General features: G+C 49.7%; 18 protein-coding genes. 7 read left to right on the top strand and 11 right to left on the bottom strand.

All coding sequences use genetic code 11. From position 1 onward, the window contains the following. Nucleotides 1-271: 271 nt before the first annotated feature. Nucleotides 272-1,999: a glutamine--tRNA ligase/YqeY domain fusion protein gene (locus AAIH57_RS21990; protein ID WP_175397063.1), complete on the bottom strand. Its 1,728-nt coding sequence runs from the start codon at nt 1,997-1,999 to the stop codon at nt 272-274. Between the two features lie 190 nt (nt 2,000-2,189). Between AAIH57_RS21990 and AAIH57_RS21985 the strand changes: the two genes are divergently transcribed. From AAIH57_RS21985 to AAIH57_RS21975, 3 genes are all read left to right on the top strand, one after another. Continuing rightward, nucleotides 2,190-2,447 (top strand): DUF2164 domain-containing protein, encoded by a 258-nt coding sequence (locus tag AAIH57_RS21985; protein ID WP_175396710.1) that lies wholly within the window; start codon nt 2,190-2,192, stop codon nt 2,445-2,447. 32 nt (nt 2,448-2,479) lie between these two features. Continuing rightward, complete coding sequence (locus tag AAIH57_RS21980) at nt 2,480-3,028, top strand: GNAT family N-acetyltransferase (protein WP_175396711.1); 549 nt, start codon at nt 2,480-2,482, stop codon at nt 3,026-3,028. 208 nt (nt 3,029-3,236) lie between these two features. Further along, the gene (locus AAIH57_RS21975) at nt 3,237-3,812 is read left to right on the top strand and encodes a hypothetical protein (RefSeq protein ID WP_430022994.1); all 576 of its coding nucleotides are present in this window, start codon (nt 3,237-3,239) and stop codon (nt 3,810-3,812) included. 128 nt (nt 3,813-3,940) lie between these two features. On the opposite strand, the gene AAIH57_RS21970 is transcribed toward AAIH57_RS21975, so the two are convergent. Both AAIH57_RS21970 and AAIH57_RS21965 read right to left on the bottom strand, forming a co-directional pair. Further along, the gene (locus tag AAIH57_RS21970; RefSeq protein WP_175396713.1) at nt 3,941-4,729 is read right to left on the bottom strand and encodes an SDR family oxidoreductase; all 789 of its coding nucleotides are present in this window, start codon (nt 4,727-4,729) and stop codon (nt 3,941-3,943) included. Between the two features lie 24 nt (nt 4,730-4,753). Further along, nucleotides 4,754-5,257, bottom strand: coding sequence for a GNAT family N-acetyltransferase (locus tag AAIH57_RS21965; protein WP_175396714.1), 504 nt, complete (start codon nt 5,255-5,257; stop codon nt 4,754-4,756). 201 nt (nt 5,258-5,458) lie between these two features. Here AAIH57_RS21965 and AAIH57_RS21960 point away from each other — a divergent pair, with 201 nt between their 5' ends. Further along, a complete protein-coding gene (locus tag AAIH57_RS21960) occupies nt 5,459-6,610 on the top strand; it encodes a MerR family transcriptional regulator (protein ID WP_430022993.1) in 1,152 nt (383 codons plus the stop codon). Between the two features lie 127 nt (nt 6,611-6,737). On the opposite strand, the gene AAIH57_RS21955 is transcribed toward AAIH57_RS21960, so the two are convergent. From AAIH57_RS21955 to AAIH57_RS21945, 3 genes are all read right to left on the bottom strand, one after another. Then, nucleotides 6,738-10,118 (bottom strand): GH36-type glycosyl hydrolase domain-containing protein, encoded by a 3,381-nt coding sequence (locus AAIH57_RS21955; protein ID WP_430022992.1) that lies wholly within the window; start codon nt 10,116-10,118, stop codon nt 6,738-6,740. A gap of 131 nt (nt 10,119-10,249) precedes the next feature. Then, complete coding sequence (locus AAIH57_RS21950; protein ID WP_430022991.1) at nt 10,250-11,017, bottom strand: alpha/beta hydrolase; 768 nt, start codon at nt 11,015-11,017, stop codon at nt 10,250-10,252. A gap of 126 nt (nt 11,018-11,143) precedes the next feature. After that, on the bottom strand, nt 11,144-12,160 hold the full coding sequence (locus tag AAIH57_RS21945) for a LacI family DNA-binding transcriptional regulator (protein ID WP_175396718.1): 1,017 nt from the start codon (nt 12,158-12,160) through the stop codon (nt 11,144-11,146). A gap of 461 nt (nt 12,161-12,621) precedes the next feature. On the opposite strand from AAIH57_RS21945, the gene AAIH57_RS21940 reads away from it, so the two are divergent. The 3 genes from AAIH57_RS21940 (at nt 12,622) to AAIH57_RS21930 (ending at nt 17,204) form a co-directional block, all read left to right on the top strand. Continuing rightward, entirely contained in the window at nt 12,622-14,268 is a 1,647-nt protein-coding gene (locus AAIH57_RS21940) for an ABC transporter substrate-binding protein (protein ID WP_430022990.1), read from the top strand. 97 nt (nt 14,269-14,365) lie between these two features. Then, on the top strand, nt 14,366-15,394 hold the full coding sequence (locus tag AAIH57_RS21935; RefSeq protein ID WP_430022989.1) for an iron-hydroxamate ABC transporter substrate-binding protein: 1,029 nt from the start codon (nt 14,366-14,368) through the stop codon (nt 15,392-15,394). Nucleotides 15,395-15,491: 97 nt separating this feature from the next. Beyond that, a complete protein-coding gene (locus tag AAIH57_RS21930; protein ID WP_430022988.1) occupies nt 15,492-17,204 on the top strand; it encodes an ABC transporter ATP-binding protein in 1,713 nt (570 codons plus the stop codon). A gap of 101 nt (nt 17,205-17,305) precedes the next feature. Here the strand turns inward: AAIH57_RS21930 and AAIH57_RS21925 are convergent, their stop codons facing one another. From AAIH57_RS21925 to AAIH57_RS21905, 5 genes are all read right to left on the bottom strand, one after another. Next, the gene (locus AAIH57_RS21925; RefSeq protein ID WP_430022987.1) at nt 17,306-18,220 is read right to left on the bottom strand and encodes a class I SAM-dependent methyltransferase; all 915 of its coding nucleotides are present in this window, start codon (nt 18,218-18,220) and stop codon (nt 17,306-17,308) included. 197 nt (nt 18,221-18,417) lie between these two features. Then, nucleotides 18,418-19,641: an MFS transporter gene (locus tag AAIH57_RS21920; protein ID WP_430023117.1), complete on the bottom strand. Its 1,224-nt coding sequence runs from the start codon at nt 19,639-19,641 to the stop codon at nt 18,418-18,420. A gap of 177 nt (nt 19,642-19,818) precedes the next feature. Further along, nucleotides 19,819-21,882, bottom strand: a complete 2,064-nt coding sequence (locus AAIH57_RS21915; protein ID WP_430022986.1) for a molybdopterin-containing oxidoreductase family protein — start codon at nt 21,880-21,882, stop codon at nt 19,819-19,821. A gap of 383 nt (nt 21,883-22,265) precedes the next feature. After that, the gene (locus AAIH57_RS21910; RefSeq protein WP_175396724.1) at nt 22,266-23,105 is read right to left on the bottom strand and encodes a formate/nitrite transporter family protein; all 840 of its coding nucleotides are present in this window, start codon (nt 23,103-23,105) and stop codon (nt 22,266-22,268) included. Nucleotides 23,106-23,354: 249 nt separating this feature from the next. Continuing rightward, the gene (locus AAIH57_RS21905; protein ID WP_430022985.1) at nt 23,355-24,716 is read right to left on the bottom strand and encodes an FAD-dependent oxidoreductase; all 1,362 of its coding nucleotides are present in this window, start codon (nt 24,714-24,716) and stop codon (nt 23,355-23,357) included. Between the last annotated feature and the right edge of the window lie 508 nt (nt 24,717-25,224).

The raw sequence follows: 25,224 nt of genomic DNA, 5'->3' as shown, positions 1-25,224 counted from the left end.
CTGTTATCCCCAAGTTTTTATGAATTGGTTATATACTGAAAAAATCCGAGGATAAACGCGAACGCTTCGCTTCTCCAGTTTTGTTCTGCCCTCTCCGTTATGGTGTATATAAGAAGTTCAAACATTCCAACAAAGGATTAAGAATAGTAGTAGAGAGAAAGGCGTCTCCATTGGCTTGTTGCCCCGGAGACGCCTTTTACGTTTATAGCTCTAACTTGTAGCCTGACCTTAAACCTTTTACTTTACCTATTGTTCTACCTCTGTTTGTACCTTATGCCTTCGGCAGTTGGAACGAGCTTTTCAGGGACACGACCCGGTTGAATACAGGGCGGCCTGGCTCGGAATGCTTCGGATCCACGCTGAAATATCCATGACGGAAGAACTGGAATTTATCCTGTGCCTTCGCTTCCTTCATCTCTTGCTCCACGTATCCGTGGACAATCTCAAGGGAGTTCGGATTCAATTGATCCAGGAACGTTTTTTCCGGTTGCTCTTCCACGACTTCAGCCCCAGCTACTTCCGCCTCTGCATCTGCTTCCGGTGCTTCTGCCGAGATCAAAGGCTCGTACAAACGGAACTCAGCAGGTACGGCTTGGCTCGCTTCTACCCAGTGGATCGTACCTTTGACTTTACGACCCGTGAAGCCACTGCCGCTCTTCGTCTCCGGATCATACGTGCAGTGAATCTCGACCACATTGCCTTCCGCATCCTTAATGACATCGTTGCATTTGATAAAGTACGCATGCTTCAGGCGAACTTCATTGCCAGGGAACAAACGGAAGTATTTGTTCGGCGGATTTTCCATGAAGTCGTCTTGCTCAATGTAAATCTCACGGGAGAATGGAATTTGACGATTGCCCATTTCCGGATTTTCCACATTGTTCTCCGCTTCCAGCCACTCCACTTCTCCTTCAGGGTAGTTGGTGATGACCACTTTCAGCGGATGCAGAACCGCCATCGTGCGCGGAGCTTTCAGTTTCAAGTCTTCACGTACAAAGTGCTCCAGCGTTTGCAGGTCGATAACCCCTTGGCTCTTCGAAATGCCTGTCTCGAATACAAAATCACGAATCGCTTCCGGTGTATACCCCCGGCGACGGAGACCCGAGATCGTTGGCATGCGCGGATCATCCCATCCATCCACATGTCCTTCGTCCACGAGCAGTTTCAGCTTCCGTTTGCTGGTTACCATCTGGGACAGATTCAGGCGGCCAAATTCATATTGATGAGGTTGGCTCTCCATCTCGCATTCGGCAATGACCCAGTCATAGAATGGGCGTTGGTCCTCAAATTCCAGGGAACACAGGGAATGCGTTACACCTTCGATGGCATCTTCCAGCGGATGAGCGAAGGCATACATCGGATAGATGCACCATTTGTCACCTGTGTTATGGTGGTGCGCATGAGCGATACGGTAGATTACCGGATCACGCAGGTTGATATTAGGCGAAGCCATATCAATCTTCGCACGCAGCACTTTTTCTCCGTTCTGGAATTCACCTGCGCGCATCCGTGCGAACAGGTCGAGGTTCTCCTCAACGGTACGATCTCGGTACGGGCTGTTCTTGCCCGGTTCTGTCAGCGTACCACGCATTTCCCGAATTTTGTCGGCGCTTTGGTCGTCGACATAGGCCTTTCCTTTTTGGATCAGCAGGACAGCACGGTTGTACATCTCGTCAAAATAGTCGGAGGCAAAACGTTTCTCGTTCCACTCGAAGCCGAGCCATTTGACATCCTCCTGAATAGATTGCACGTATTCCACATCTTCCTTGACCGGATTCGTGTCATCAAAACGCAGGTTCGTTTTACCGCCGAATTCAGCGCCCAGCGTGAAGTTGATCCAGATGGCCTTGGCGTGGCCAATATGCAGATAACCGTTCGGTTCCGGAGGAAAACGGGTAATGACTTCCTGGACTTTTCCTGACCGGAGATCTTCGGTGATAATATTTTTGATAAAGTTAGGAGGGGTTGTACGATTGTCCACAGGTATCAAACCTTTCATGAATTGATTGGTGCTTTCAGAAATTACAAAGTGTTTCATCTAAATATACCTTTAACGAGGGACGAGTTCAATAAAGAACGGCACCAAAGTCCGGATTGCCTGCACACAAGATAGGCCAAAAACCATTTTGACGGGTTCGCGCGAATCATGTAGCATGATAGTAAAAACAAAATAAAGGGAGGGATTCCCATTGAACACGCTCAAACTGACCAAAGAACAGCAGGATGAAGCCATCCGTACCATTCAATCGTATTTCGAAGAGGAACGCGGCGAAGAACTTGGCGACCTGGCGGCTTGGGGGGTGCTGGATCTGTTTATGACGGAGCTCGCTCCCTACATATATAATCAGGCAGTCCGTGACGCCCGTACCACCGTGAATCAGCGTATGGCCTCCATGGAAGAAGATTTGTTTGCACTGGAGCGCAAACTGCCTCCAGCCTCCCGCTAAACCACTAATTATAAAGAAAGAAGGTTGCACTCATGTTTACCTATTCATTGGATGAATATACCGAGCTCCGTCCACTCTCCATGGAGCACACCAAGCCTCTGTTCGAACTCACGGATCGCTCGCGCGATCAACTGAGACACTGGCTGCCATGGGTGGATCATGTAACGGAGGTAGAACACACCTCAAACTTCATTAGCAACGCGCTGAAGCAGGGCGCTGAAAACGGAGGCTTCACCGCAGGTGTCTGGCTGAAGGGTGATCTCGCTGGCATTATCGGCTTTCACGAGATCAACTGGACCAACCGTTCGGTAAGTATCGGATACTGGCTTGGAAAAGGCTTCGAGGGTCAAGGCTTAATGACCAGTGCTTGCCGTGTTCTGGTTGATCATGCTCTGGTCACCCTGGATCTGAACCGGGTCGAGATTCGTTCGGCCACCAATAACAAGCGCAGCCGGGCCATCCCTGAGCGTCTTGGATTTGTTCTTGAAGGCGTAATCCGCCAGGCAGAGAAATTGCCCAAGGGATATGTCAATCATGCCGTATACGGCATGCTGCAGCATGAATGGGAACTATTGCGTTAACCCGCATACATAATGTTACACACAATGGATGTCTCTCTCCCGTAAGAAGCTACTCTTCTTGCGGGAGAGAGACATCTTTGGTTGGGCACCCTATTTATTTTACTGCACCTTAAGGTCTCTTTCAGCCTCTCTTCATCCTGGTTGCCTACGATAACGTTGTGGGTCCAGTATCCACACCTACCATACTGAGAAAGAAGGATGATCGCTGATGAAGAGAAGCAGAACTTCAAGGACAATGATGATGACCAGCACGATGGCTTTGACGATCGCACTTGGCGGAGGATTGCTTGCCAACAACCTCGCTCATGCCGATCCGGCTGCAGGCACTTCTGCTCAGACCAAGAACGCCAGCAACTCCGCAACGAATTCACATACATCGAAATCCACAGACGGCAAAAAGGGACATGGACTTGGCCGATATTCGGACGAACTGGCCTCTGCCCTCGGCGTAACAGCAGACGAGCTGAAGGAAGCCCGTAAAGCAGGAAGCACCATTGCCGAGATCGCTGCCAGCAAAAATGTGAACGTGCAGACCGTCATCGACAAACTTGTCGCTGCCGGAAAGAGCGAGCTGCAGCAGCGGCTGTCTGATGGAGAAATCACGCAAACCCAGTACGATAAGCGAACAACCGGCCTGAACGAGCGTGTGACTGACTTGGTGAACGGGGTTCTGCCGGAAGGACGGAATGGTTACCGGGCCAAACGTGGCGATGAATCCGGAGCCCAGTCCGACTCGGGCAGCTCCGACCAATCAACCAGCACAAGCAGCACGGATCCTTCCTAGTTGGAAGTACCAGCTGGATTGTATGCTTCCAATCAAAAACCCTCTGTCTTCACCATATGGTGTAGCAGAGGGTTTTAGGTCTATTCAGATCGCATATCAGATTCCATTCAGATGAAATAGCTTTCGCCCTATAGAGCTCGTACCATACCGCCATCTACCACTAGAGAAGTACCGGTAATATACGTATTGGCACCGGACAAAAGAAACACCACTGCTTTGGCGAATTCCTCGGGCTGGCCGTACCGTCCCAGCGGAATTTCCTTCCGGAACTGCTCCGCTACCTCTTCCTCACTGATTCCATTCTGCTCTGCCCGCGCTGAGTCTAGTTCACGTATCCGGTCCGTACCAATTCGTCCGGGCGCTACCGTATTGATTAAAATGCCATAAGGCGCCAGCTCCTGTGACAACGTCTTCGCCAGACCAAAGACTCCGGTGCGGAACGTATTGGACAGAATCAGCCCGGGAATGGGCTGCTTCACCGAAGTTGAAGCAATATTCACAATATGTCCGCCATTAGCCTTCATATAAGGAAGCGCACCCCGAATCATGCGTACGTAGCTCATGACATTTAACTCAAATGCCCGTTCCCAATCCTCATCCGTAAGGGATTCGAATGTGCCCGAAGGGGGACCACCCGAGTTGTTCACGAGAATATCAATCTGCCCGAACAGCTCTCCTGTCCGATCTATTAGCGAGCTAATGTCTTCCTTGCGTGTAACATCCGTTACACAGTATTCAATCTGTCCTCCACCATTCAGTTCCAGCAGCTCTTGCTTTACGGCTGCAAGCTTCTCCTCGTTTCGACTCGCAAGCATCACGTCTGCGCCTTCAGCGGCCAGCTGTGCTGCCACCGCCTTGCCCAGTCCCTGACTGGATGCAAGCACCAGCGCTTTTTTACCCCGAAGCCCCATGTCCATCGTTGTTCCTCCTTTGTCCCTGGACTATCGTTCAGTCCGGATAAAATAACTCATGAGAATATCGTCTACATATTTCCCTGCGATATAAAATTCCGACACCAGTCGGCCCTCTGTCTCAAACCCGCACTGTGTATAAAACGCAATCGCTCCCGGATTGCTCGACAGAACGCGGAGCCGCAGCTTGTGAATCCCTTGTTCACGAGCATGTTCTTTCATCGCATGCATTAAGGACGTTGCCACGCCACTGCGCCGATCATTGGGATGAACAGCAATATTGATCTCATAGACATGACGATTGACAGGCATTCCCGTAGCCGGATAAAAGCCCACATAACCGCAGACCCGCTCTCCCTCTACGGCCACCAGTTGGCTGCCGGGCGGACAATGCTGTAAAAATTGCTGTCTCGACTTCCAGTGAAACGGCGCGGGGGAGGTATGTATATCCCACACCAGAGCATCCATCTCCATCAGCTGGGGTGCATCCTTCATCTCGGATGGTCGAATCTTATACGTTTGACGGGTAAGCATCACATTTCAACCTTTCGTGCAGTTATCACATTATCTTAGCGCATGACATGGCTTGCAGCTTGAACGAACCTATGCGCATTTTTTTCTTTTGACTACATTGTAGCACAGCCCTGAGCCCGAACTAAAATCGGGTATTCCCTCTTAACCTTTACGTAACGTCATCGTTTATACTGATGATAATGATTGAAGGAGGTTGGGTTCTTGAATATTAAAGAGGCGGCAGGCAGGCTTGGCATATCCCCCAGGGCTATTCGCTTTTATGAGGAAAAAGGGTTGATTCTCCCTTCCAAACAGGCCGGTAACGGATACCGGAGCTACACGGAGAATGACATTTGGCGGCTGCAAACCATCGCCGCACTGCGTGAGATCGGCATGTCGCTTCAGGATATTACTCATGCGCTCGGAGAGATTGACCAAGGCAATCAGCAGCGGCTGGAAGAGTATCTGGAGCTGCAGCAAGCCGTCATGTATGCCCAGTGGATTGAACTGAAACGCATGCTGGATACAACCCAGCGCATGATTGATCTCAACCGTCAGGATGGGCCGCTGGACGTAAGTCATCTGCATGAGCTTGCAGACAGTTCCCGCCGCCTGCGGGAAGCACGCCAGAACTGGCATGACCGTTGGAATTATGATACCCAGGCAGCGATTCATGATGAGCGGGTGCAGGCGGCAGACGGCATGACCGCTGGGCATGACCCGGAGGAAGCAGGTAGCATGCCTTACAACGAATCCACGAACGCCGGAGAAGGCCCGGCAACCAAGGAGGCTCCGTCTTCCTTTTACCTGTATCACAACTATGACGAGGCACTGGAACAGACAGCACATTGGATATCCCCTGCTCCTCGTGAACAAGGACTGGATATTGGGACAGGCACTGGCAATCTGGCGGGCAAGTTATTGGAACGTGGTGCCACCATGACCGGGATTGACCAGTCGAGAGAGATGCTGCGCACATGCCGCACCAAATATCCCAAGATGCATGTGAAGCTGGGGAACTTCCTCGCACTGCCTTTTGCCGATCAAACCTTTGACTTTCTCGTATCCAGCTTCGCCTTCCATCATCTGAGTCCAGATCAGCAGCAGCTGGCGCTGCAGGAAATGCAAAGAGTTTTAACCGTACGAGGACGGATCTGTCTAACGGATCTCATGTTTGTGGACGCTGCACACCAGGAAGAGTATATAAGACAAGCTGAGACGGCAGGAGACACCCTGCAGCTGCGTGCCATAAGGGAACGCCACTTCCCCCTGTTGGACGAGCTGTGCGGCTGGCTGGAGGACCACGGTTACGTTACGAAGCATATGCGTTACAATTCACTTCTGCATACGCTGCTCGCGGTACCACTGCGCTGATAACCAATGATCAGTAATACTCTTGGGGGTAATCATCATCTATAAAATTATGAAAAAAAGGCCATCCTGCCTGTGAAGGAGGATGACCTTTCGTTTTAATCAAACATCGAGCTCATATAATGTTGAATTACATATAAATATCAACGATGGTACGTTCCGAAGTACGCAGCTGTCTGAACTCATCCAGGGAAATGCAGACTCCGCCCTGGCGATAACGGTTCACAGTAGATTCAGTGCGGATATCCTCACCGTTCACAGTTACACGATTAACTGATCCTTCGTTCAAATGATAGATAAACGTTACCGGCTCTCCTGCATATTCAAACTCGAATTGCATGCCGTCCAGCTCTGCTGGCAGGACAGGGTCAATGACCAGATCCCCACCTTCCTGACGAATGCCGAGTGCATTCGAAATCAGTTGGTTCATGTAGATTCCAGGGCCGCTAGAGTAGATTCTCCATCCACCCTTCACCTGTACTGTTCCTTTACGAAGCTGGTCAAAATGCTCCTGCGCCTCATAACGCGTGTTGAACTTGCCGTCAGAACTGCTGAAATACGCATTGGCCTGGCGGATTTCAGCGTTAGGCACAACCTCGCCGATTCCAACCGGGTTGATCATCGCCAGCCCATTCCATACCTGATCCGTCTTGCCCAGCTTCGCCATCGCCTCCACATAACGAATGTGGGCGTGTACGTACTGCAAACCAATCTCGCGTCCGAAGTTGGACGCTTGCTCTGCCCGCTTGAAGTGACTGCTCACACCGCCAGCGTATTGAGCCGGACGGTTCATCAGGCGCACCCCATCCGGGCACAGGAACTGCTCGCGAATCAGTGCATAATGTGATTCTGCCTGTTCTGCCGTGAGCAATTCACCGATCATGCTGCGTGTCATAGGCAGCAGGCGGTATTGGATGCCTGTCTCCGTATCGGTCGGATGCAGCATCAGCTTCGCCTGATCTGCGTCTTCCATGTACACAAAGCCTGGAATGACATCGGTCCCCAGCATGTAACGGTTAAAGTCTTCGCGGATGCCAACAGCCAGAGCTTCAAGCTCCTCTGCAAAGGAAGCATCCTTATATTTCAAGGCCTGCGAGAGCACGTTGACGGATTGATACGTCAAAGCTACTGTCCAGCTGCTCACCATAAACTGCTTGAGCTGTGCATTGGCCGGCTGGAGTGTATCATCCCAGTCTCCATCACCGTAGGAAGACAGGAAGGTATCGTGCAGGAAGTGCGAACGGATATATTCGATCTCTTTCTTCGCATGATCGAGTACGGTCGCTGTGTCTTCCGTGAATCCGAAGCTGTGTTTAACGGTGTATGGCACTTTCTCATCCAAAATCGCATAATCGCGAGTTGCTGTCAGATAATCCGCCAGCACTTTCAGCGGCCAGACGATAATATCGCCATGACTCTCTTCCTGCTGAATGGCAAAATATTTGTCAAACATGAACCATTGCGGCCAGTTGCCGTCATCTTCGTATTGGTGTGTGTAGACCATTTTGATGATGTCACGTACCTGCTCGTATTTTTGCGTGGCCATGAAGTATTCAACCGGACCCTGACATACATCCCGTGTCCCCCATGCTGCGCCGCCATACTGCTCCAAACCGTGAGGCACGGAGTAGTGAACCAGCATGTTGTGTGTATACCACCAAGCCAGGGCATTCACTTTGAACAAATCTTCAGCGCTTTGACCTTCCCCACGAGACAGACGGAACCCGTTCATCACACCCGCGAAAAATTCACGATAAGCCTGTACTTCCTCTTCAAAAGTAAGAGTCGATCCGACCTCATTCGCTTGACCTTCCAGTACACCCTGAACCGTAAGTGTCCACTCCGCACTCTCTTCCAGACTGAGCGTAACCAGAGAAGCAGATCCACTGCGGATACCACTTGCCAGCAGCGTTTCGTCACCTGCGTTCACTGAAGCACCTTCGACAGACATGCGATATTGCAAATCAGGATACGTTCCGGCACTGATCGCTTGCGGATCGGCCTTGAAGATTAGTGTCTGACCATCTTGCGTCATATGCAGCGGATATTCGTATTCGTTCACATTCATGGTGATCTGGTTGGTGATCAGATAGCGATAGGCTTTGCCGCTTGTCGAACGCACATTCATGCGCACTTCAGTTGTATGTGCCCCTGTGTAGTTCGTCACGATGAGTGTATCGGATTCGGTTTTGTACATCCAGCGTACATAGTTGAAGCCAATTTCGAACAGGGATGGCATGGTCAGCAGACGATACTTGCCTTCCATCTCCACGTAGATGCGTTGTCCGGCAGTCTTCGGCACGTTCAGCGCATTGCGTGCGTTACTGATCATTTTATTAAAATTGGTGTTGCCAATAACCAGCTGTGAGTTGAAGATACCATACATATACGACGTTGTCGTAATGACCTGTGCTCCAAGCTTCACGTTGCCACCGCTCATCAAAATATGACCATGTGGACGCTCCACCAGCAGCTCCTTCGCTTTCAGAACGATATGTTCGTAACTGCCTGTGAAGAAGGATAAGAGCGAATCTTCATTGCGTTCTTCCTGATGTCGATCAGGGAACAAACGATTAATTTCTTCTTCCGTCATGTCCAGTGCCACAAGCGGCTCACCCAGACTGGAAGAAAGCTTCACTTGTTCAAGGGTTTCACCGAATTGAACATCGAGCTGCTGTACAGCGTCCCATGCCGCCGCCACCTCATCTGCATATTCCAGTGCAGAGATGCCTTCCGGATGATCGGACTTCGCCAGTCCATAGAATACAACTTCAGCTTCCCCTTCCAGGTTCAAAAGCTCAGATTGCAGCGCCGTATAGGCGAACTCATATTGATACGTCTCATTCGCCAGTGTTTTACGGCTCAGTCCTTCCGGTTCGTTGGTTTCCTTGTAGGAGAGGCCGAAGAACTGGAAGCCGTCAGTGGAATATCCGACTGCTTTGGTCAAAGAACCCTGCTGCATATAAGGGAACGCGCCGCCCTGAGGCTGGTTCTGACGGGAACAAACGACGTAACCCTTCGCTCCATCTTCAAATACGGTATGGTCAATGTACTGCGACAGATAGGCCTCATTGCTGCGTACCGCACCTGGATCAGCCAGTCCCACATCCTGTCCGTATACGATATCAACACCGTTATGCTGACCTTTTAGTTTCACATCCCAGAACCAGACGCCTTGGGACGCTGCAGTGAACACAACCTGGTAGCCAATGCTTTCTTCGTTGCCTTCCAAAGCAACGCTGCCTTCCCAAATCAGCTGATTGCCTGGTTGAGTCTTGCTTGTCATCACCTTACTGTTCGAACGTGCACCGAGCAATGGAAAAGAGCTGATTTTCTCGCCCTCGTGTACGCGCAGGTACAGATTGTTCAGAGATCCATCGATCTGGTTGCTCAGCAGCTGGTTCAGCATGGTTGTACCGGATGTTGCCTGATACAGGTCCCCGCTGTTCAAAAAGGTAAAGCTCAATTCCCCGGCAGTCAGCCGGATCGGTTCATTAATCATCGTTGTCATGTCATTCACTCCTTCATGTAGTATAAATCGAAACGTTTCGAATCTTCCAAAAAAGAATAGGGCTCCTCTGCAAATCGGCCTCTACAGGCCAATCCGGTTCCGAACCCCTTGGTTTCATTCCCACTGGCTTGTTACACTTTAACGGGCAGCCATTCCAGGACACGTTGGATCTTCATATCCCAATAACTCCACTCGTGGCCTCCTGGCTCTTCCTCATACGTTACCTGCACATCAAGTTCTTTCATCATATGGCGGAATGTCTGGTTGGCTTCATACAAAAAATCTTCTGTTCCGCAGCATTGATACAGCTGTGGGAACGCCGTCCCCGCTGCTGCCAGCCTGCGGCTTACAGCCAGCAGATCATCATCGCTGCCCTCGATCCGCTCAGGGCTGCCGAAGATACTCTGCATTTCCGCAGGAGTGAAGTTCCCCTGCCCACGCACCCTAGCCGCCAGATCGAGCCCACCTGACAGACTGGCTGCCGCAGCATATCGTTCCGGAAAACGCAGACCCAGTTTGAATGCACCATACCCGCCCATGGAAACGCCCGCTACAAAGGTATCTTCACGGCGGTCCGAGATCGGAAATAGGGACTTCACAAATGCAGGCAGTTCCTCACTTATATATGTAAAATAAGACCCGCCTTGCTGCATATCCATATAGTAGCTTCGTCCAGCCGAGGGCATCACAACCGCAATTCCTCTGGCCTCGGCATAGCGTTCGATACAAGAATGGCGTGTCCATTCGGAGTGATCGGCACCGCGTCCGTGCAGCAGATACAGTACAGGCAGTTTTCCATCCCGGCTTGCACGGAGCGGTGAATGCTCCGGCAATATGAGAGTGATGTCTGTCGACAAGCTAAGACTTTCAGCGAACAACTGGCATTGTATCAAAGCCATTCCTTCATCTCCTGTCCAACCAGATTTACAATAGGTCCATTGAATGTCTGACTTGAGATATGGCAATTCATATAGCAATCCATATGCCACGGCAGCAATCAATCACTCTCATGCAGCCGATAACTCTTACGCGGGCTGTGTGCCCGATTCCGCCTGTACGGAGCGTACAGACTGACGCTCTACCATATCAATCGTTAACGTATAGGATGGATTCACGGCCTCACCGTTCAGCATCTGGAACAGCAGATGTCCTGCAAGTGATCCGGCTTCGTGTTTCGGCTGGCGCACCGTAGTGAGCGGAGGATGAACAAACTCGGACAGTTGAATGTCATCAAACCCGATGACCGAAATGTCATTCGGTACAGATATGCCGCTCTCTTCCAGTGCTTTTAAGCCCCCGATGGCCATTTCATCATTCCCGTAAAATACGGCAGTTGGAAGCTCGCCCTGCATAATCATCATTTTGGTTGCGCTGTACCCGCCCTCACGTACGAAATTGCCGCTCAGACGCCATTTGGATTTCTCTTCAAGTCCCGCTTCCTTCATGGCTCTCAGATATCCTTGGTAACGCAGGCCATTATCATAAGAGTTGGACGGCCCGCTAATATAGGCAATCATCCGATGCCCCTCATCAATGAGGTGACGCGTAGCCAGATATCCGCCTTGTTCCCCGTCAACCAACACGTTGACCAGATGGTCACCCGACAGATGACGATCCATCACAATAATGGGGAAACGCTGTCCAGCAGATTCCACCAGAATATCATCATGAATGTTGTGTGCCAGTATAATCGCACCATCCACTCTTTTTTCCCGCAAAAAACGAACCGCAGTCGAATCACGTCCACCCATCGAACTGCACGCGATCAGATCATATCCGTTCGCAAGCGCCACATCCTGAACGCTGCGAATCAGCTCCGAGTAATACGGACCCGAAAGATCAGTCAAAATCAACGCAATTGTATTCGTCCGGCTCCGTTTCAGGTCCATGGCAAAGCCGTTTTTGCGGTAATTCAGTTCCCGTGCTGCCTCGAGCACTTTTGCCTTGGTCTTGGCACTGACCTTACTATCCCCGTTCAGGGCATAGGAAGCGGTCGAGAGCGCCACACCTGCCAGCTTTGCCACATCCTTAATCGTTGCCATTCCACGTTCGCCCCTTCTAACTTGACCAATTTCATATGTTATCTACATTTTATACTGTAAATGGTTGCGACAACCACCCAATTCTATACTTTTCCATGGGATAATTGTCGGTCACCTCTTTAATCGAAACGTTTCGAAGGTATTTCAAAAAAAATGCTACGATCCAGCTTCCTGCCCCGCGGCTCATTCATATAAGCTTTATTCAGGGAGCAATCAGCGTCGAGACACGTTTCTTCATGCGAAGCTCTGCAGACAACTCCATACTCAAATGGTATGGACATTGCTTCTCAGCAAGACATTGAAACGTTTCGACATTTTCATTATAGTCGGAGTTGATAGCGATTTCAACCTCTTTATTCATTTTCACTGAAATAAGTGGACCGAATGATCCATGCAACCACATTCAGCAATTATGGTTTATACTGCATATGAATTAAAACCAAGTAAGGAGACACTATGTTATGAGCTATTTGGAGCAAAACGTTTATCAACACTCTCTGCCCAGAAACGCCTCTGTGCACGAGATTTGGTCCTTTCCACCGGCTATGTACAGGCCGCGACATCTGATGCAGTTCCATGACCAAGAGGCCTTCTCCCGTACAGACGAAGAGTGGCACGGACTGCATGTTATTTATGTCGTCACTTCAGGTCAGGCACGACTAGTCAGCATGGATAGTAAATGGACAGTAAACACGGGCTCCGCGGTGATCCGGCAGGCCGGGACCATTCTTCAGCATGAACGCACACGCGGCTCCCTCTCACCCGTACAGGGCATTGCCATAGCATTCGAGGAAGCCGATAATACACCACTGCTCTGGCCATTCAGCTCTCCTGTTTCCATTACAAGCCGCGGGATCGCTGAGATTGCATCAGAACTGGTATTGACCTGTTCCAAAAACGAGGAGTCCGGCCCGTTCAAGTCTCACATGCTGTTCTATCAGCTGCTTGATGTAATACGTGATCATTCTCACCGTTCAACTCGTGATGAGCATTCATGGCTGTCCCTTGTCATCAGACAAATTCATGAGATGGTTGAACATCCACTGACCCGGGACCAGTTAGCGAGAGATGCCAATGTGAGCCCCGAACACTTTTCGCGCGAATTCAAGAAACATACCGGTCTTACCTTTGTGGAATATGTCACGCGGCTAAGAATCAGGCTGGCACAGGAGCATCTGCTGTTCGCCAATCCCACTTTGCAGGAGCTTGCACAGCTGACAGGATACCGGGATATTTTCTATCTAAGCCGCAAATTCAAGCAGATGGTCGGAACAGCACCGACACTCTACCGCAAAACGCCCAAGAAGATTGTATCCCTTACGTATAACTGCACAGCCTCTCTGCTGGCATTGGGTTATACCCCTCACATGGGTGCGGTGGCCTCCTGGATGGAAGAGAAACTCGTCCGGAGTGGAGAGATTTCGTTCAAACAGCATTCCGAGTATGAACTGATTACTCGTTTTGATCTCATTGCCGAATCTGGCGCCGATGTCATCATCGGTTATGCGCCGCACTCCAGTACGGATGAGCTGCGCCAGATCGCGCCAACCGTTCTCTTGCCCTTCGAGGAAATGGACTGGCAGGAGCAATTCCTTCAAATTGGCCGGGTTACGGGCCTGGAGAACCATGCCAAGGCACTGCTGAGCCAATACGACCAACTGCAGCAAGAAGCCAATCATACGCTGGACCAACGGATCGGAACGCGCGGATCGGCTGTATGCATTTTTTGGACTGGTGAAGGTGGAGCATATATCTATGGCCAAGGTTGGGGCAGGGCTTCGCATATCCTGTATCAGTCACTCGGATTCAGCCCCCCAGCACGTATGGAAAAGGACGGCCAACTGCTCACCGGATACGTTCATGTACCCATTTCAGACATTCACCTGTATGCTGCTGATCACATATTTATGGCTTACCCTACAGATAAAAAGGAACGACAGGCTCTGGAAGCCCTGCTCGGTCAGGAACCCTGGAGCAGCTTGAATGCCGTTCGCAATGGACATGTATATGAGATTGATGCGGACATGTTTTACGGATTTGACCCACTCTCTGTCACGGAGCAGCTGCAGGATATCATACACAAACTCACATCACAATTGTCCATGTAACAGTGATCATAGTTGTCCATTTACAAATGTAAGATCTTCCTCTATGTTATTAATGAGAATAATAATCATTATTGATTATCACAGGGGGAACTTACCGATGTTTGTCGTTAAAAACCGCTTTTCGGGCTTGCTGCTTATGCTGGCCATCATCATGATCTTGTCTGCCTGCAGCAGTGGCGCAGGTTCTGCCACTACAGAACAGACCACAGCAGGGACGGAAGCCACAAACGGGTCGACAGAAACAACTACAGCATCTTCGAACGACTCAGGCACTTCCGCCAATGCAACACGAATCTATAAATCCCTTAGTGGGGATGTTGAAATACCAGCTGAACCCCAACGCATTGTAACGGATATGTACGTAAGTGATCTGCTTGCTCTGGGTGTGAAGCCCGTGGGGGCAATTAAATACTACCTGGAGAATCCATTCTATGCCGATCAAGTCGCAGACGTCGAAAATATTGGGGATCGCGGCTCCGTTTCTCTTGAGAAGGTCGTTGAATTGAATCCGGATCTGATCATTACCTACTCCGCTGACGCTGAAGAGATTGAGAAGTATCAGAAAATTGCTCCTACCGTTGTCATTCCCTATGGCACATTCACCAATGTGCATGATGAAATTCGGGGATTCGGAGAACTGATGGACAAATCCGAAGAAGCTGAAGCCTGGCTGAAAACGTATGACGAGCACATTGGAGCTGCGCGTGCCAAGGTTAAGGCGGTTATTAAACCGGAGGAGACGTTCTCGATTCTCGAAGTATCCGACAAGAGCTACTATGGCTACGGAGATAATTTCGGCCGTGGTGGACAGGCCGTCTACCGTGCATTGGAACTCGCACCGCTCGAGATCACCAAGAAAGAACTCATGGGTGATACGCAGTGGAAGGAAATTTCGCGGGAGGTCATCGGCGACTATGCAGGGGATCATATTTTCCTTACCGTGGATGAGAGTCATGCCAATTACCAGGGTGATTCCATCTGGCAGAACCTTCCAGCTGTGAAAAATAATCAGGTGTATGAATTGCAGGAGGACCGTTACTGGTACTTCGATCCGATCGCAATTCAGGGTCAGGCAGAGGAATTCGCCGATATGATCGTGGAACGTGCAGAGCAAAACCGGAAGTAAGCAGGATTTATCCAATACATTGAATACGACAGAAAGCTGTGTCCGGACAGGCCTGAGGCCTGCCTGGGCATTTGCGTTATAGAAGGGAGAACTACATATGCTTCGCCGTTTCATGGCGTATTACCGTCCTTACAGAGGACTATTCATTCTGGATTTCTCCTGTGCCATCGCAGCAGCCCTGTTGGAACTGGTATTTCCGCTTGCTGTAAACCAGGTAGTGGATAAGCTGCTCCCCGAGGGCAACTGGTCCATGATTCTAACGGCATGTGCTGCATTGCTCGGCATCTACCTCCTCAGCTCCTTTTTCCATTATGCGGTCACTTACTGGGGACACAAGCTGGGTATTAACATTGAGTCCGATATGCGGAGGGAACTGTTCACGCGCGTGCAGAAGCAATCCTTCCGCTTCTTCGACAATAACAAAACAGGCCATCTTGTCTCACGGATAACCAACGATCTGATGGATATCGGAGAGATTGCGCACCACGGACCGGAGGATCTGTTCATTGCACTGATGACACTTGCCGGTGCCTTCGGCATCATGCTCAGCATCAACTGGCAGCTTGCCGTGATAACCTTCATCATCGTGCCGCTGATGATCTACCTTTCCCTGTATTTCAGCCGTAAAATGTCGAAAGCCTTCAAACGCATGTTTGCCGATATTGCAGACTATAATGCACGGGTGGAGAACAATGTGAGCGGAATTCGGGTAGTACAGGCTTTTGCCAATGAAAATCATGAAATCGGCCGTTTTACTGAGAATAATGAGCGTTTCCGGCTCACCAAACTGATCACTTACCGCATTATGGCGTGGAACTCCTCGCTCAGTTTTATTTTAATGAAATTCGTTTCGCTGTTTGTTCTCGTATGTGGAACATGGTATGTCATTCAAGGAAGTATGACCTACGGGGAATTTATTGCTTTCGTCATGCTCTCCAATATATTCCTTGGTCCGATCCAACAGATTAATTCCGTCATCGAAACCTATCCCAAAGGCATCGCCGGATTCAAACGCTATCTGGAGCTGCTGGAAGCTGTGCCGGACGTAGAAGACACACCGCAGGCCAAACCGATCACGAGCGTAAAAGGAGACATCGCTTTCCATAACGTTACTTTTGCCTATGGTGAACATAAACCTACGCTGGATCAGGTCAACCTGGAGATTCAGGCCGGGCAGACCGTAGCACTGGTTGGTCCCTCCGGTGCTGGTAAATCCACGCTCTGCAGCCTTATCCCGCGCTTCTATGATGTAGACGCCGGCGAAATCTCCATTGATGGCATTCCAGTAAAGGACATGACTTTGGAGTCACTGCGCTCCAATATCGGCATTGTACAGCAGGATATATTCCTGTTTGACGGCACCATCCGTGAAAATATTGCCTACGGCAAACTGAATGCATCGGATGAAGAAATCTGGGAAGCCATCCGCCGGGCACAATTGGAAGAACTGGTACGCTCACAACCAGAAGGATTGGACACCATGATTGGTGAACGGGGTGTCAAATTGTCCGGCGGGCAGAAGCAGCGTCTGTCCATCGCACGCATGATTCTGAAAAACCCGCCCATCCTTATTCTCGACGAAGCAACTTCAGCTCTGGACACCGAAACAGAAGCAGCCATTCAACTGGCGCTGTCCGAGCTTGCCCAAGGGCGCACTACGCTGGTTATTGCACACCGATTGGCGACCATCAGACACGCAGACCGCATCGTTGTTGTGGAAAACGGCGGCGTTGCCGAACAGGGCAGCCATGATGAGCTTCTCGCACGTAAAGGCTCGTACAGCCGACTGCATCAGGCGCAATTCGGGTAACGTGATTTAATTAATTTACACTGTTCAATACAAATACCCTTCCCCTGTAAAACCAGGAGAAGGGTATTTTTGATTCAAAGCGAAGCATGCTGAACAGGCATTTATTTTTTGACCGCATGGATAAAATGGATGGTTTCAAATGCAGAGAGGTCATCAGTACGATTACTGAAGTATCGCTCTTGGATATCTTCTGGCGACAGATGCTCATAAATGAGAAGGCCAGCATCCACCAGCATGCGCTCAATCTCGCTGTACGTAAAACAGGATTGCATCGGCTCGCCACCTACGGCAGCCAGCTTTACCATGTTCTCTACCCGGTTAAACATTCCTTTTTCCTCAAAGAGTCGTTCGTCTGCAGCATCCAGTACAATTGAACTTCCGGAGGGGAGGTTGGCAAAGGCATGCTTCATGAGATTGGACAACACCTCTTTGGTCAGATAATACGTAACGCCCAGCAGGCTAAAGAACGTTTTCTGATTCCGAAAGCCCCTGTTCGTTAGATTCCCGTAACTAAACTCATGCGTGAAATCCATCGGAACAAAATGCAGGTTGCTAGGAATAGATAGGTCGGCCCCATTCAGCCTATCGATCTTGAACTGCTGTGTGGCCGGGTGGTCTACTTCAAAGATATTCAGACTGTCGCTCAGTTCCGGAGTTCTTAATGCAAAGGTATCCATTCCTGCTCCCAGAATGACATACTGTCTGGCTCCCAGTGTAACTTCATGGAGCAGCACCTGCTCGCAATAGGCAGCCCTCGACAGAGCGATCGGGGACAGCTGAACTTGTGTGATCCACTTCAATATTTGATCGGGATTCTCCTTAACAATATCAGCCTTTTCCGGATTAAAAAAATGAATGCCCTTTACCATTTGCTCACGAATCTGTTCAAATTCCTGCGGAGCAATCAGCTCCCTGGCTATATAATCATTGAAAATCAGAGGTGTGTCATACTGACTGTGATAAGCGCGGCCAAAGGCCGAGATCAAGGATGTGATGCTGGATTCATTTGGTTTCATCGTGATCCTCCCGCACAACAAAAATAAGGTTCCCCCTGGCCAGGAGAACCTTAGTATATACGGAAACAAATAATATGTAAATTATAGCATAAAAACATTATTTTGTCAATCATGATTTTGTGGAACATACAGACATGCTGGATGGACTTTCATCCCGTCCAACATGTCTGCTCCAATGATACTCCATCTAGAAGACTCTAGGTATCCAAACCATACTCCTTCACCTCGCGGTGGCGATTCAGCACGGCATGGAGTACAAAACCGAGCAGTGCCACCCCCGCCATGGCTGTCGCCAGCCAGGCTACGGAAATCAAGCCTTGCTTATCATACATCACACCCATCACATACGGGCCTATGACACGACCAATCGATCCGATCCCGCCTGACACCCCGATATAAAATGGTGCGGATCTGCCAGCATGTTCAGATATAAAGGCCGGAGTTGCAGGCGAGATCAGCATTTCCCCAAAGGTAGCCAGAACCATTGCAAGAACCATACCTGGGTAGCTGTACATGGTAATCATGACGATGTAAGCCATACCGTAGAACACCGCACTTGCTGCCATCTGCGCAGTGGAGGTGCGGGCCATGGTACGTTTAACCCAGCTGGTGAACGGTTGACCTATGAAGATCAAAACCCCATTAAGTGTCCAGAGCAGGCCGTACATCCGTTTTTCCATACCTTCAGAGATAATATACGGTGACACGCCAGTATTCCAGATGGAATTGCCAAACAGGATGAACAACACACCCAGACTCATAAACAGGTATAATCTGGTGTTGCCGAGCAGCGCCCAGATCCCCGGGCCATCCTGAACAGTTTTGCGTTTCGTCAAATGGACTTCTCCCTGATCCGGTTCCGCCCGCGACAGATAGTACCAGAAGAAGATCGCAAACCCGGCAGAGGTCACTCCGTTCAGTACAAAACTGAGATGATAGGAAAAGTCGGCCAAAAAACCACTGAGTGCCGTACCAATCGCTACACCGATATTGTTTGCCACATAAATAATATTGAACAGTTCTCCCCGCCGCTCCGCAAACCGAAAGCCAATGAAGGCCTGAATGGCAGGCAGTGACAACGAACTGAACAAACCGATCCAGCCCATCGCACATATAAACACGACCCAGTACGCACTAATCCAGGGCAGTGCAAACAGCCCGAGAGCATTAAGGGCAAGCGATCCGATAATCAGTTTCTTGACGCCTACCCTGTGATATAGTGCGCCACCAAGCAGCTGGCCAAAGATACCACCCAGCGACTGGATTAATATAACGAATCCCGCATTAGCCATGGTCCGTCCGAGTTCATCAAACACATACATCGTGGTCAGCGGCCACATCAAGGCACTGCCTGTCGCGTTAACCAGACTTGCCAGCAAAAATACTTTGACTTCCTTTGGATATGTATCCAACCATCTCATCATCTTATTCATTCTCCTTAACACCATAAAAAAGCAAAACAACCTCTGCTCACGGCTATTCTTCGACCAGAGCAGAGGCCATTCGTATTTATTAAAGATAACTTTAACTTTCTACATTCTGCTCCAGGGTTTATCCATTGTTCATCTTACCTGAAAAGGCACAATGCGCAAGCACACTCATTGACGCTTCACTTCGACAGTGGCCGAGAAGAATGTTGCCCCGTTGCCCATATCGGACAGCCGATTGGACGTCAGCGAGTTTACCCGCTGCTTCCGGCCACTGCCATCCCACCACAAGCCCTGGCTGATAACTGTACCCGGCAGCATGGCTTCACTCACCTTCGCGGTAAGTTCGATCCGTCCTCGCTCATTCCATACCACCACCGCATCGCCATCTTCAATGTTTCTCCTCGCAGCATCCTCCGGATGAATTTGCAGCATTGGCATTTTCTCCATACGCTGATGCTTCTCCGTATTGGCAAAGGAAGAGTTCAAGAAGTTGTGGTTCGGTGGCGACAGGAACATAAGCGGATGCACATCATCAGGTCCGGCCGGATGTTCTCCGTCATACCCTTCGACCAAAGCACGATAGGTAGGCAGCGGTGGCAGGCCTCTCTCCGCCATCGCCTCGGAGAACAACTCAATCTTACCCGACGGTGTAGGCAGCTGTTCCAGATATGATGCATGTGGAGCCATGTCCAATTTTACAAAACGATGCTCCTGGAGTGCCTCGAGCGTAACTCCGTTCATATAAGGATTACCTGTATCCGTAAGGGCACCCGCAATCATCTGTTCCGGCGTTTCACCGAAAATCTCAGGATCATATCCCATGGCCAGTCCCAGCAGTGAAAACAGCTCCACGTTGCTCTTGCTCTCACCCACAGGTGCAATAACCGGCTCCTGCAGATGAACATACTGATGCCAGTAGGAGGTGTAGAGATCCGTCGCTTCAAATGAAGATTTGGCTGGCAGAAGAATGTCCGCATATTTCGCTGTATCCGTCATGAACAGGTCATGCACAACTGTAAACAAATCTTCCCGAGCAAAACCTCGCTCGACCCGCTCGGTATCCGGTGCCACAACCAGTGGATTGCTGCAATAGACCATCATGGCCCGGATGGGCTGCTCCGCTTCCAGCAGCGCTTCACCAATCCGGTTCATGTTCACGACTCGCGGCTCTGGATTGCTGCGAAGCTCCGGACGCTCCAGTGCGTCGCTATTGGTGCTCGCATAGCTGTTGGTGCGCACGGCACCGCCACCGCGCTTCAGCCACTGCCCCGTAATGGCAGGCAGACAGGCTACACTTCGCACATTCATGCCTCCATTATCATGGTGCTGGAGACCGTTACCGATGTGGATGTGCGCCGCCTCTGCCTTACCGTACAGCTCAGCCAGCTTCACGATATCCGTTTCCGGTACGCCAGTAATGCGTGCAACACGCTCAGGGGTATAGCTGCGAACATGATCACGGAGAGCCTCATGGCCCACGGTATACTTTTGCATGAAGGCTTCGTCCGTCAATCCCTGTTCAAACAGTACATTCATCAATCCCAGTGCGAGTGCGCTGTCTGTGCCCGGATAGAGGGGGATAAACCAGTCCCCCCATTGCGCCGTACGATTCCGGTGAACATCGATGACCACAATTTGGGCTCCCTTTTTGCGGGCTTTCTCAGCCAGGACCACCTGATGCATGTTTGTGCTGACAATGTTGCCGCCCCAGATGACAATGAGATCCGCATGCTCCGTATCTTCGGGCAGGGTTCCCCGGTTAGCGCCCATCGTATATTTCCATCCTGTATTGCCGGCCGCATTGCAGATCGTTTGCTCCAGCATACTGGCACCAAGCGCATTGAAGAAACGACGGTCCATGCCGTCTACCCCGAGGATGCCCATGTTGCCGTAAAAGCTGTATGGCAGGATGCTTTCAGAACCATACGTCTCGGATACAGATTTGAATTTTCCCGTTATCTCATCAATGGCTTCGTCCCAGCTTATACGTTCGAACTTGCCCTCGCCCTTCGCTCCCACACGTCGCATCGGATATTGCAGCCGCTCGGGATGATATACCCGCTCCGCCATGTTTCTGACTTTATTGCAGATGGCACCCTTTGTAATCGGATGATCCGGATTGCCTGCAACCTTTACGATTCTACCGTTTTCCTTATGAAGCAGCAGGCCGCAAGTATCCGGGCAGTCAAGCGGGCAAACCGCCGGAAACACGCCATTCTCCTGATCGATCATATGTACAAGTCCTCCCCATTTAAAACTATCCTTACATCATATAATTTTGGAGGTAATGGCGTAAAGAGAACAGTCTTGTTTTCGACGCTGTACGCACGATGCATTTTTTCTAAAAAAAGTTTGCACCCCATGATTCACCTCCTAAATTCAGGGGTAAATTAAGAACAAGGCATTAGGTTAGTGTTTCCCCACTTCCTCCTCATGCCATATCATGGACCACTCCCGAAATTCGCCATGAACAGGTTTCGTTCCCCCGAACCTTGTCATGGCGAATTTATTTTGTCTGGACATAAAAAGCGATCCCCTGCTCACCCGTTCACAGCATACAATCACTGTGTTCCAGGCGATATGGAATCGCTACTATATATGATTGAAATATATTGTTATGCCTGCTTGCTCCACATTGGTCTGGCTTCCGGCTCCACCGTCGGAACAACCGCTTTGACCTCGGGTTCCGTCTTGCGCAAGTACACCATCCAGTAGGCTGCAGCAACGAACAGCGCGCCTCCTGTAAGATTACCGAGCCATACCGGAATGAAGTTCATGATATACTGCCCCCACGAATAATGTCCTTCGAAGATCGCAGCCGGAATAAGAAACATGTTGGCAACCACGTGCTGAAACCCAATAGCGACAAAGGCCATCGTTGGAAACCAGATGCCGAGCACTTTGCCACTCATCGTATCGGATGCATAAGACAGCCAGACCGCCAGGGCAACCAGCCAGTTACACCCGATTCCCGATATAAACGCCTGAAGAAAGCCATCATGCAGCTTGTGTCCTGCCATATCCACAACCTTGGCCAGATATACGCCTTCTCCCGTGAGGCCAAGCACATGCCCGAATGCATATGCCACGAACAGTGCACCCAAAAAATTGCCTATCGTAACTAAAGTAAGGTTTTTCAGCATGCTGCCCACGGACAATTTGCGTGCCAGCGTGGCGAGCGGTACAGCCATCATATTGCCTGTCAGCAGTTCTCCTCCGCCGATCAATACCATAATCAATCCTACGGGGAATACCGCAGCGCCAATCAGGTTGACCAAGCTGCCCCATTCTGCCGGGGCCGAGGCAATAACCCGAATATCCAGCAGGAATCCAAGCGCGATAAATGCCCCTGCCAGGAAACTGAGAACGAGCACAGAGGACACCCTGTTCTGTGCCTTCTTCATCCCCGTTTTCACCGTATATTGTGCAACCTCAAGAGGTGTTTTTGCCGCCATAACCATCCTCTCCTTCACTGTTCACGAAACGCTGTAAACCGTATGACATAGGGAACGTTTGAACGTTTCATTGGATGATATTATTGTATCGCGGCTCGCTTTAAAACTTTGTGCAATTAATCACAACCTCATGGGTTTATTCCAAATTGATCTGTTTTGAATTTAAGGAATTACCTGGCCGGAAGAAAAGATGCGAATATATAAAAAGGAGTAATCCCCAGAGGGATCACTCCTTAGATAAGGTATTTTTTAAACCAATGCAGGTGCTTTCACTTCCACTGGAGGCAGAGCTTGAAGGCCAGCCGAGTTCAGGAAGTTCCACGGTTTGTTGTAATGAGGCTGGAAGAAGAAGTCGATGAAGGCGAGCTCATCTACGGTCATGTTATTCTGTATGCATACCGAGATCGTATTGATCGACTGTGTCAGATCTGCCTTGGACATGACTTGTGCCCCGACAATCCGGCGTGTGGCCTGCTCATAAATCACTTTGAGCAGCAGTTTCTCAGCCGTCGGCATGAACTCCGGACGGTAAGCATCTTCCAGCGTCACGGCTTCGACCACCAGACCTTCATCTGCAGCAGATGTTTCGGTCAGACCTGTACCTGCAATATTTTGGTCATAAATTTTAATGCCCGATGTTCCCTGCGTACCCATGTACGGCGTCGTAGGACGAACGAGGTTACGGGCTACAAGTGTACCCATTCTTACGGCATTGGTCGCCAGCGGAATGTAAGAAGCTTTGCCGGTTGGGTTATAGTGAATTGCACAGCTGTCTCCAGCGGCAAAAATGTCTTTTTGACTTGTTTGCATGTATTTGTCCACGATGATCGCGCCGTTTGGCAGCATATCCACCTGCCCTTTGAGCAATTCGGTATTTGGACGGAATCCAATGCATAGAATTACGAGGTCGGTTTCAAATTCACCTTTGGATGTAATCACCTTTGTCACTTTGCCATTCTCTCCGGTAAATTTCTGCACCGTTTGGCCCAGCGCCAGTTTGATGCCCCGTCCCGTTAATGTCTCTTCAATGGCATCTGTGAATTCAGGATCCAGATATTTATTCAGAATGCGGTCCACGCTATCGATCAATGTTACTTCCTTGCCGTTCATTTGGAACGCTTCAACCAGTTCAACACCGATATACCCTGCTCCGACAACAGTAACACGTTTAGCTTCTTTTGCCTTTTCGATGATCGTGTTGGAATGGTTATAGTTTTTGCAAAGTAAGATGTTTTCCATCTCGATTCCCTCGAGTTTTGGAACTACCGGCCATGAACCTGTCGTCACAATGAGCTTGTCGAACGTGTCTTCAAATTCTTCCCCGGTTTTCAGGTTTTTAGCCTGAAGCTTATGATTCGCAGCGTCCACTGCCGTAACTTCATGCAGCATTTTAGTGACTACACCCAGCTCGGCCAGCTGGTTTGGCGAAGAGTAAAACAATCCATCCGGATCTTTCACGACGCCACCTACATAAAGTGCGATACCGCACGACAGGAAGGAAATATTGTCATTGCGTTCATACACCGTAATGGTAGCATCCGGGTACAATTTGGCGGTATTCACGATCGCTGCGGTTCCTGCATGTGTACATCCGATAACTGCGATTTTCATAATAAAGGTCCCCCTTGGAGTTATAAAATAAAGTTCTTCATTTATCATTGTGCTGCCTTGATTCCTCGAATTTGGACGATGTTTGCTATCTCACTTTCCCATACTTGTGAATATATTCACTAATGAGATTAAATGATATTGTGAAAACATTCACTTTACGTCGGTTGCCTTTGTGATTTATTTCACTTCATGTACTCATTATAATGTGATCTTTTTCACATTACAAGTGTTTTCTCAAAATAAATAAAAAACTTCTTTCGATCCTCTGGGGAACATCTCATCCTCACTCAGAATATTGTCCCCTGTTCGAGCCATGATTATGCTTCCGGAACTTCTTGAGAAATCAACTCTTCAATATGTATCCGGCGGCTAGCTGTCCGTCTCTCATGATTAAATTAGTAAAAAAAATTCTAGATGAATGGTTGCTTTTTATATTGGTAAGCGCTTACAATAATATTGATCCTTAATTTGGGTTTTATATGAATGGAATACCAATTACTATTGGGAG

Origin of the sequence: Paenibacillus sp. MABNR03, from assembly GCF_050455445.1 — a bacterium.
Taxonomy (GTDB): domain Bacteria; phylum Bacillota; class Bacilli; order Paenibacillales; family Paenibacillaceae; genus Paenibacillus; species Paenibacillus xylanilyticus.
The sequence above is the reverse complement of the archived record's forward strand: the minus strand, read 5'-3'. Positions and strand labels throughout refer to the sequence as shown.

Coding starts and splice junctions, on each gene's coding strand:
- AAIH57_RS21990 (WP_175397063.1), bottom strand. CDS start 1,999: ATGAAAGGTTTGATACCTGTGGACAATCGTACAACCCCTCCTAACTTT.
- AAIH57_RS21980 (WP_175396711.1), top strand. CDS start 2,480: ATGTTTACCTATTCATTGGATGAATATACCGAGCTCCGTCCACTCTCC.
- AAIH57_RS21965 (WP_175396714.1), bottom strand. CDS start 5,257: ATGCTTACCCGTCAAACGTATAAGATTCGACCATCCGAGATGAAGGAT.
- AAIH57_RS21950 (WP_430022991.1), bottom strand. CDS start 11,017: ATGGCTTTGATACAATGCCAGTTGTTCGCTGAAAGTCTTAGCTTGTCG.
- AAIH57_RS21915 (WP_430022986.1), bottom strand. CDS start 21,882: ATGATCGATCAGGAGAATGGCGTGTTTCCGGCGGTTTGCCCGCTTGAC.
- AAIH57_RS21935 (WP_430022989.1), top strand. CDS start 14,366: ATGTTTGTCGTTAAAAACCGCTTTTCGGGCTTGCTGCTTATGCTGGCC.
- AAIH57_RS21970 (WP_175396713.1), bottom strand. CDS start 4,729: ATGGACATGGGGCTTCGGGGTAAAAAAGCGCTGGTGCTTGCATCCAGT.
- AAIH57_RS21920 (WP_430023117.1), bottom strand. CDS start 19,641: ATGAGATGGTTGGATACATATCCAAAGGAAGTCAAAGTATTTTTGCTG.
- AAIH57_RS21910 (WP_175396724.1), bottom strand. CDS start 23,105: ATGGCGGCAAAAACACCTCTTGAGGTTGCACAATATACGGTGAAAACG.
- AAIH57_RS21940 (WP_430022990.1), top strand. CDS start 12,622: ATGAGCTATTTGGAGCAAAACGTTTATCAACACTCTCTGCCCAGAAAC.
- AAIH57_RS21955 (WP_430022992.1), bottom strand. CDS start 10,118: ATGACAACGATGATTAATGAACCGATCCGGCTGACTGCCGGGGAATTG.
- AAIH57_RS21925 (WP_430022987.1), bottom strand. CDS start 18,220: ATGAAACCAAATGAATCCAGCATCACATCCTTGATCTCGGCCTTTGGC.
- AAIH57_RS21945 (WP_175396718.1), bottom strand. CDS start 12,160: ATGGCAACGATTAAGGATGTGGCAAAGCTGGCAGGTGTGGCGCTCTCG.
- AAIH57_RS21975 (WP_430022994.1), top strand. CDS start 3,237: ATGAAGAGAAGCAGAACTTCAAGGACAATGATGATGACCAGCACGATG.
- AAIH57_RS21905 (WP_430022985.1), bottom strand. CDS start 24,716: ATGAAAATCGCAGTTATCGGATGTACACATGCAGGAACCGCAGCGATC.
- AAIH57_RS21930 (WP_430022988.1), top strand. CDS start 15,492: ATGCTTCGCCGTTTCATGGCGTATTACCGTCCTTACAGAGGACTATTC.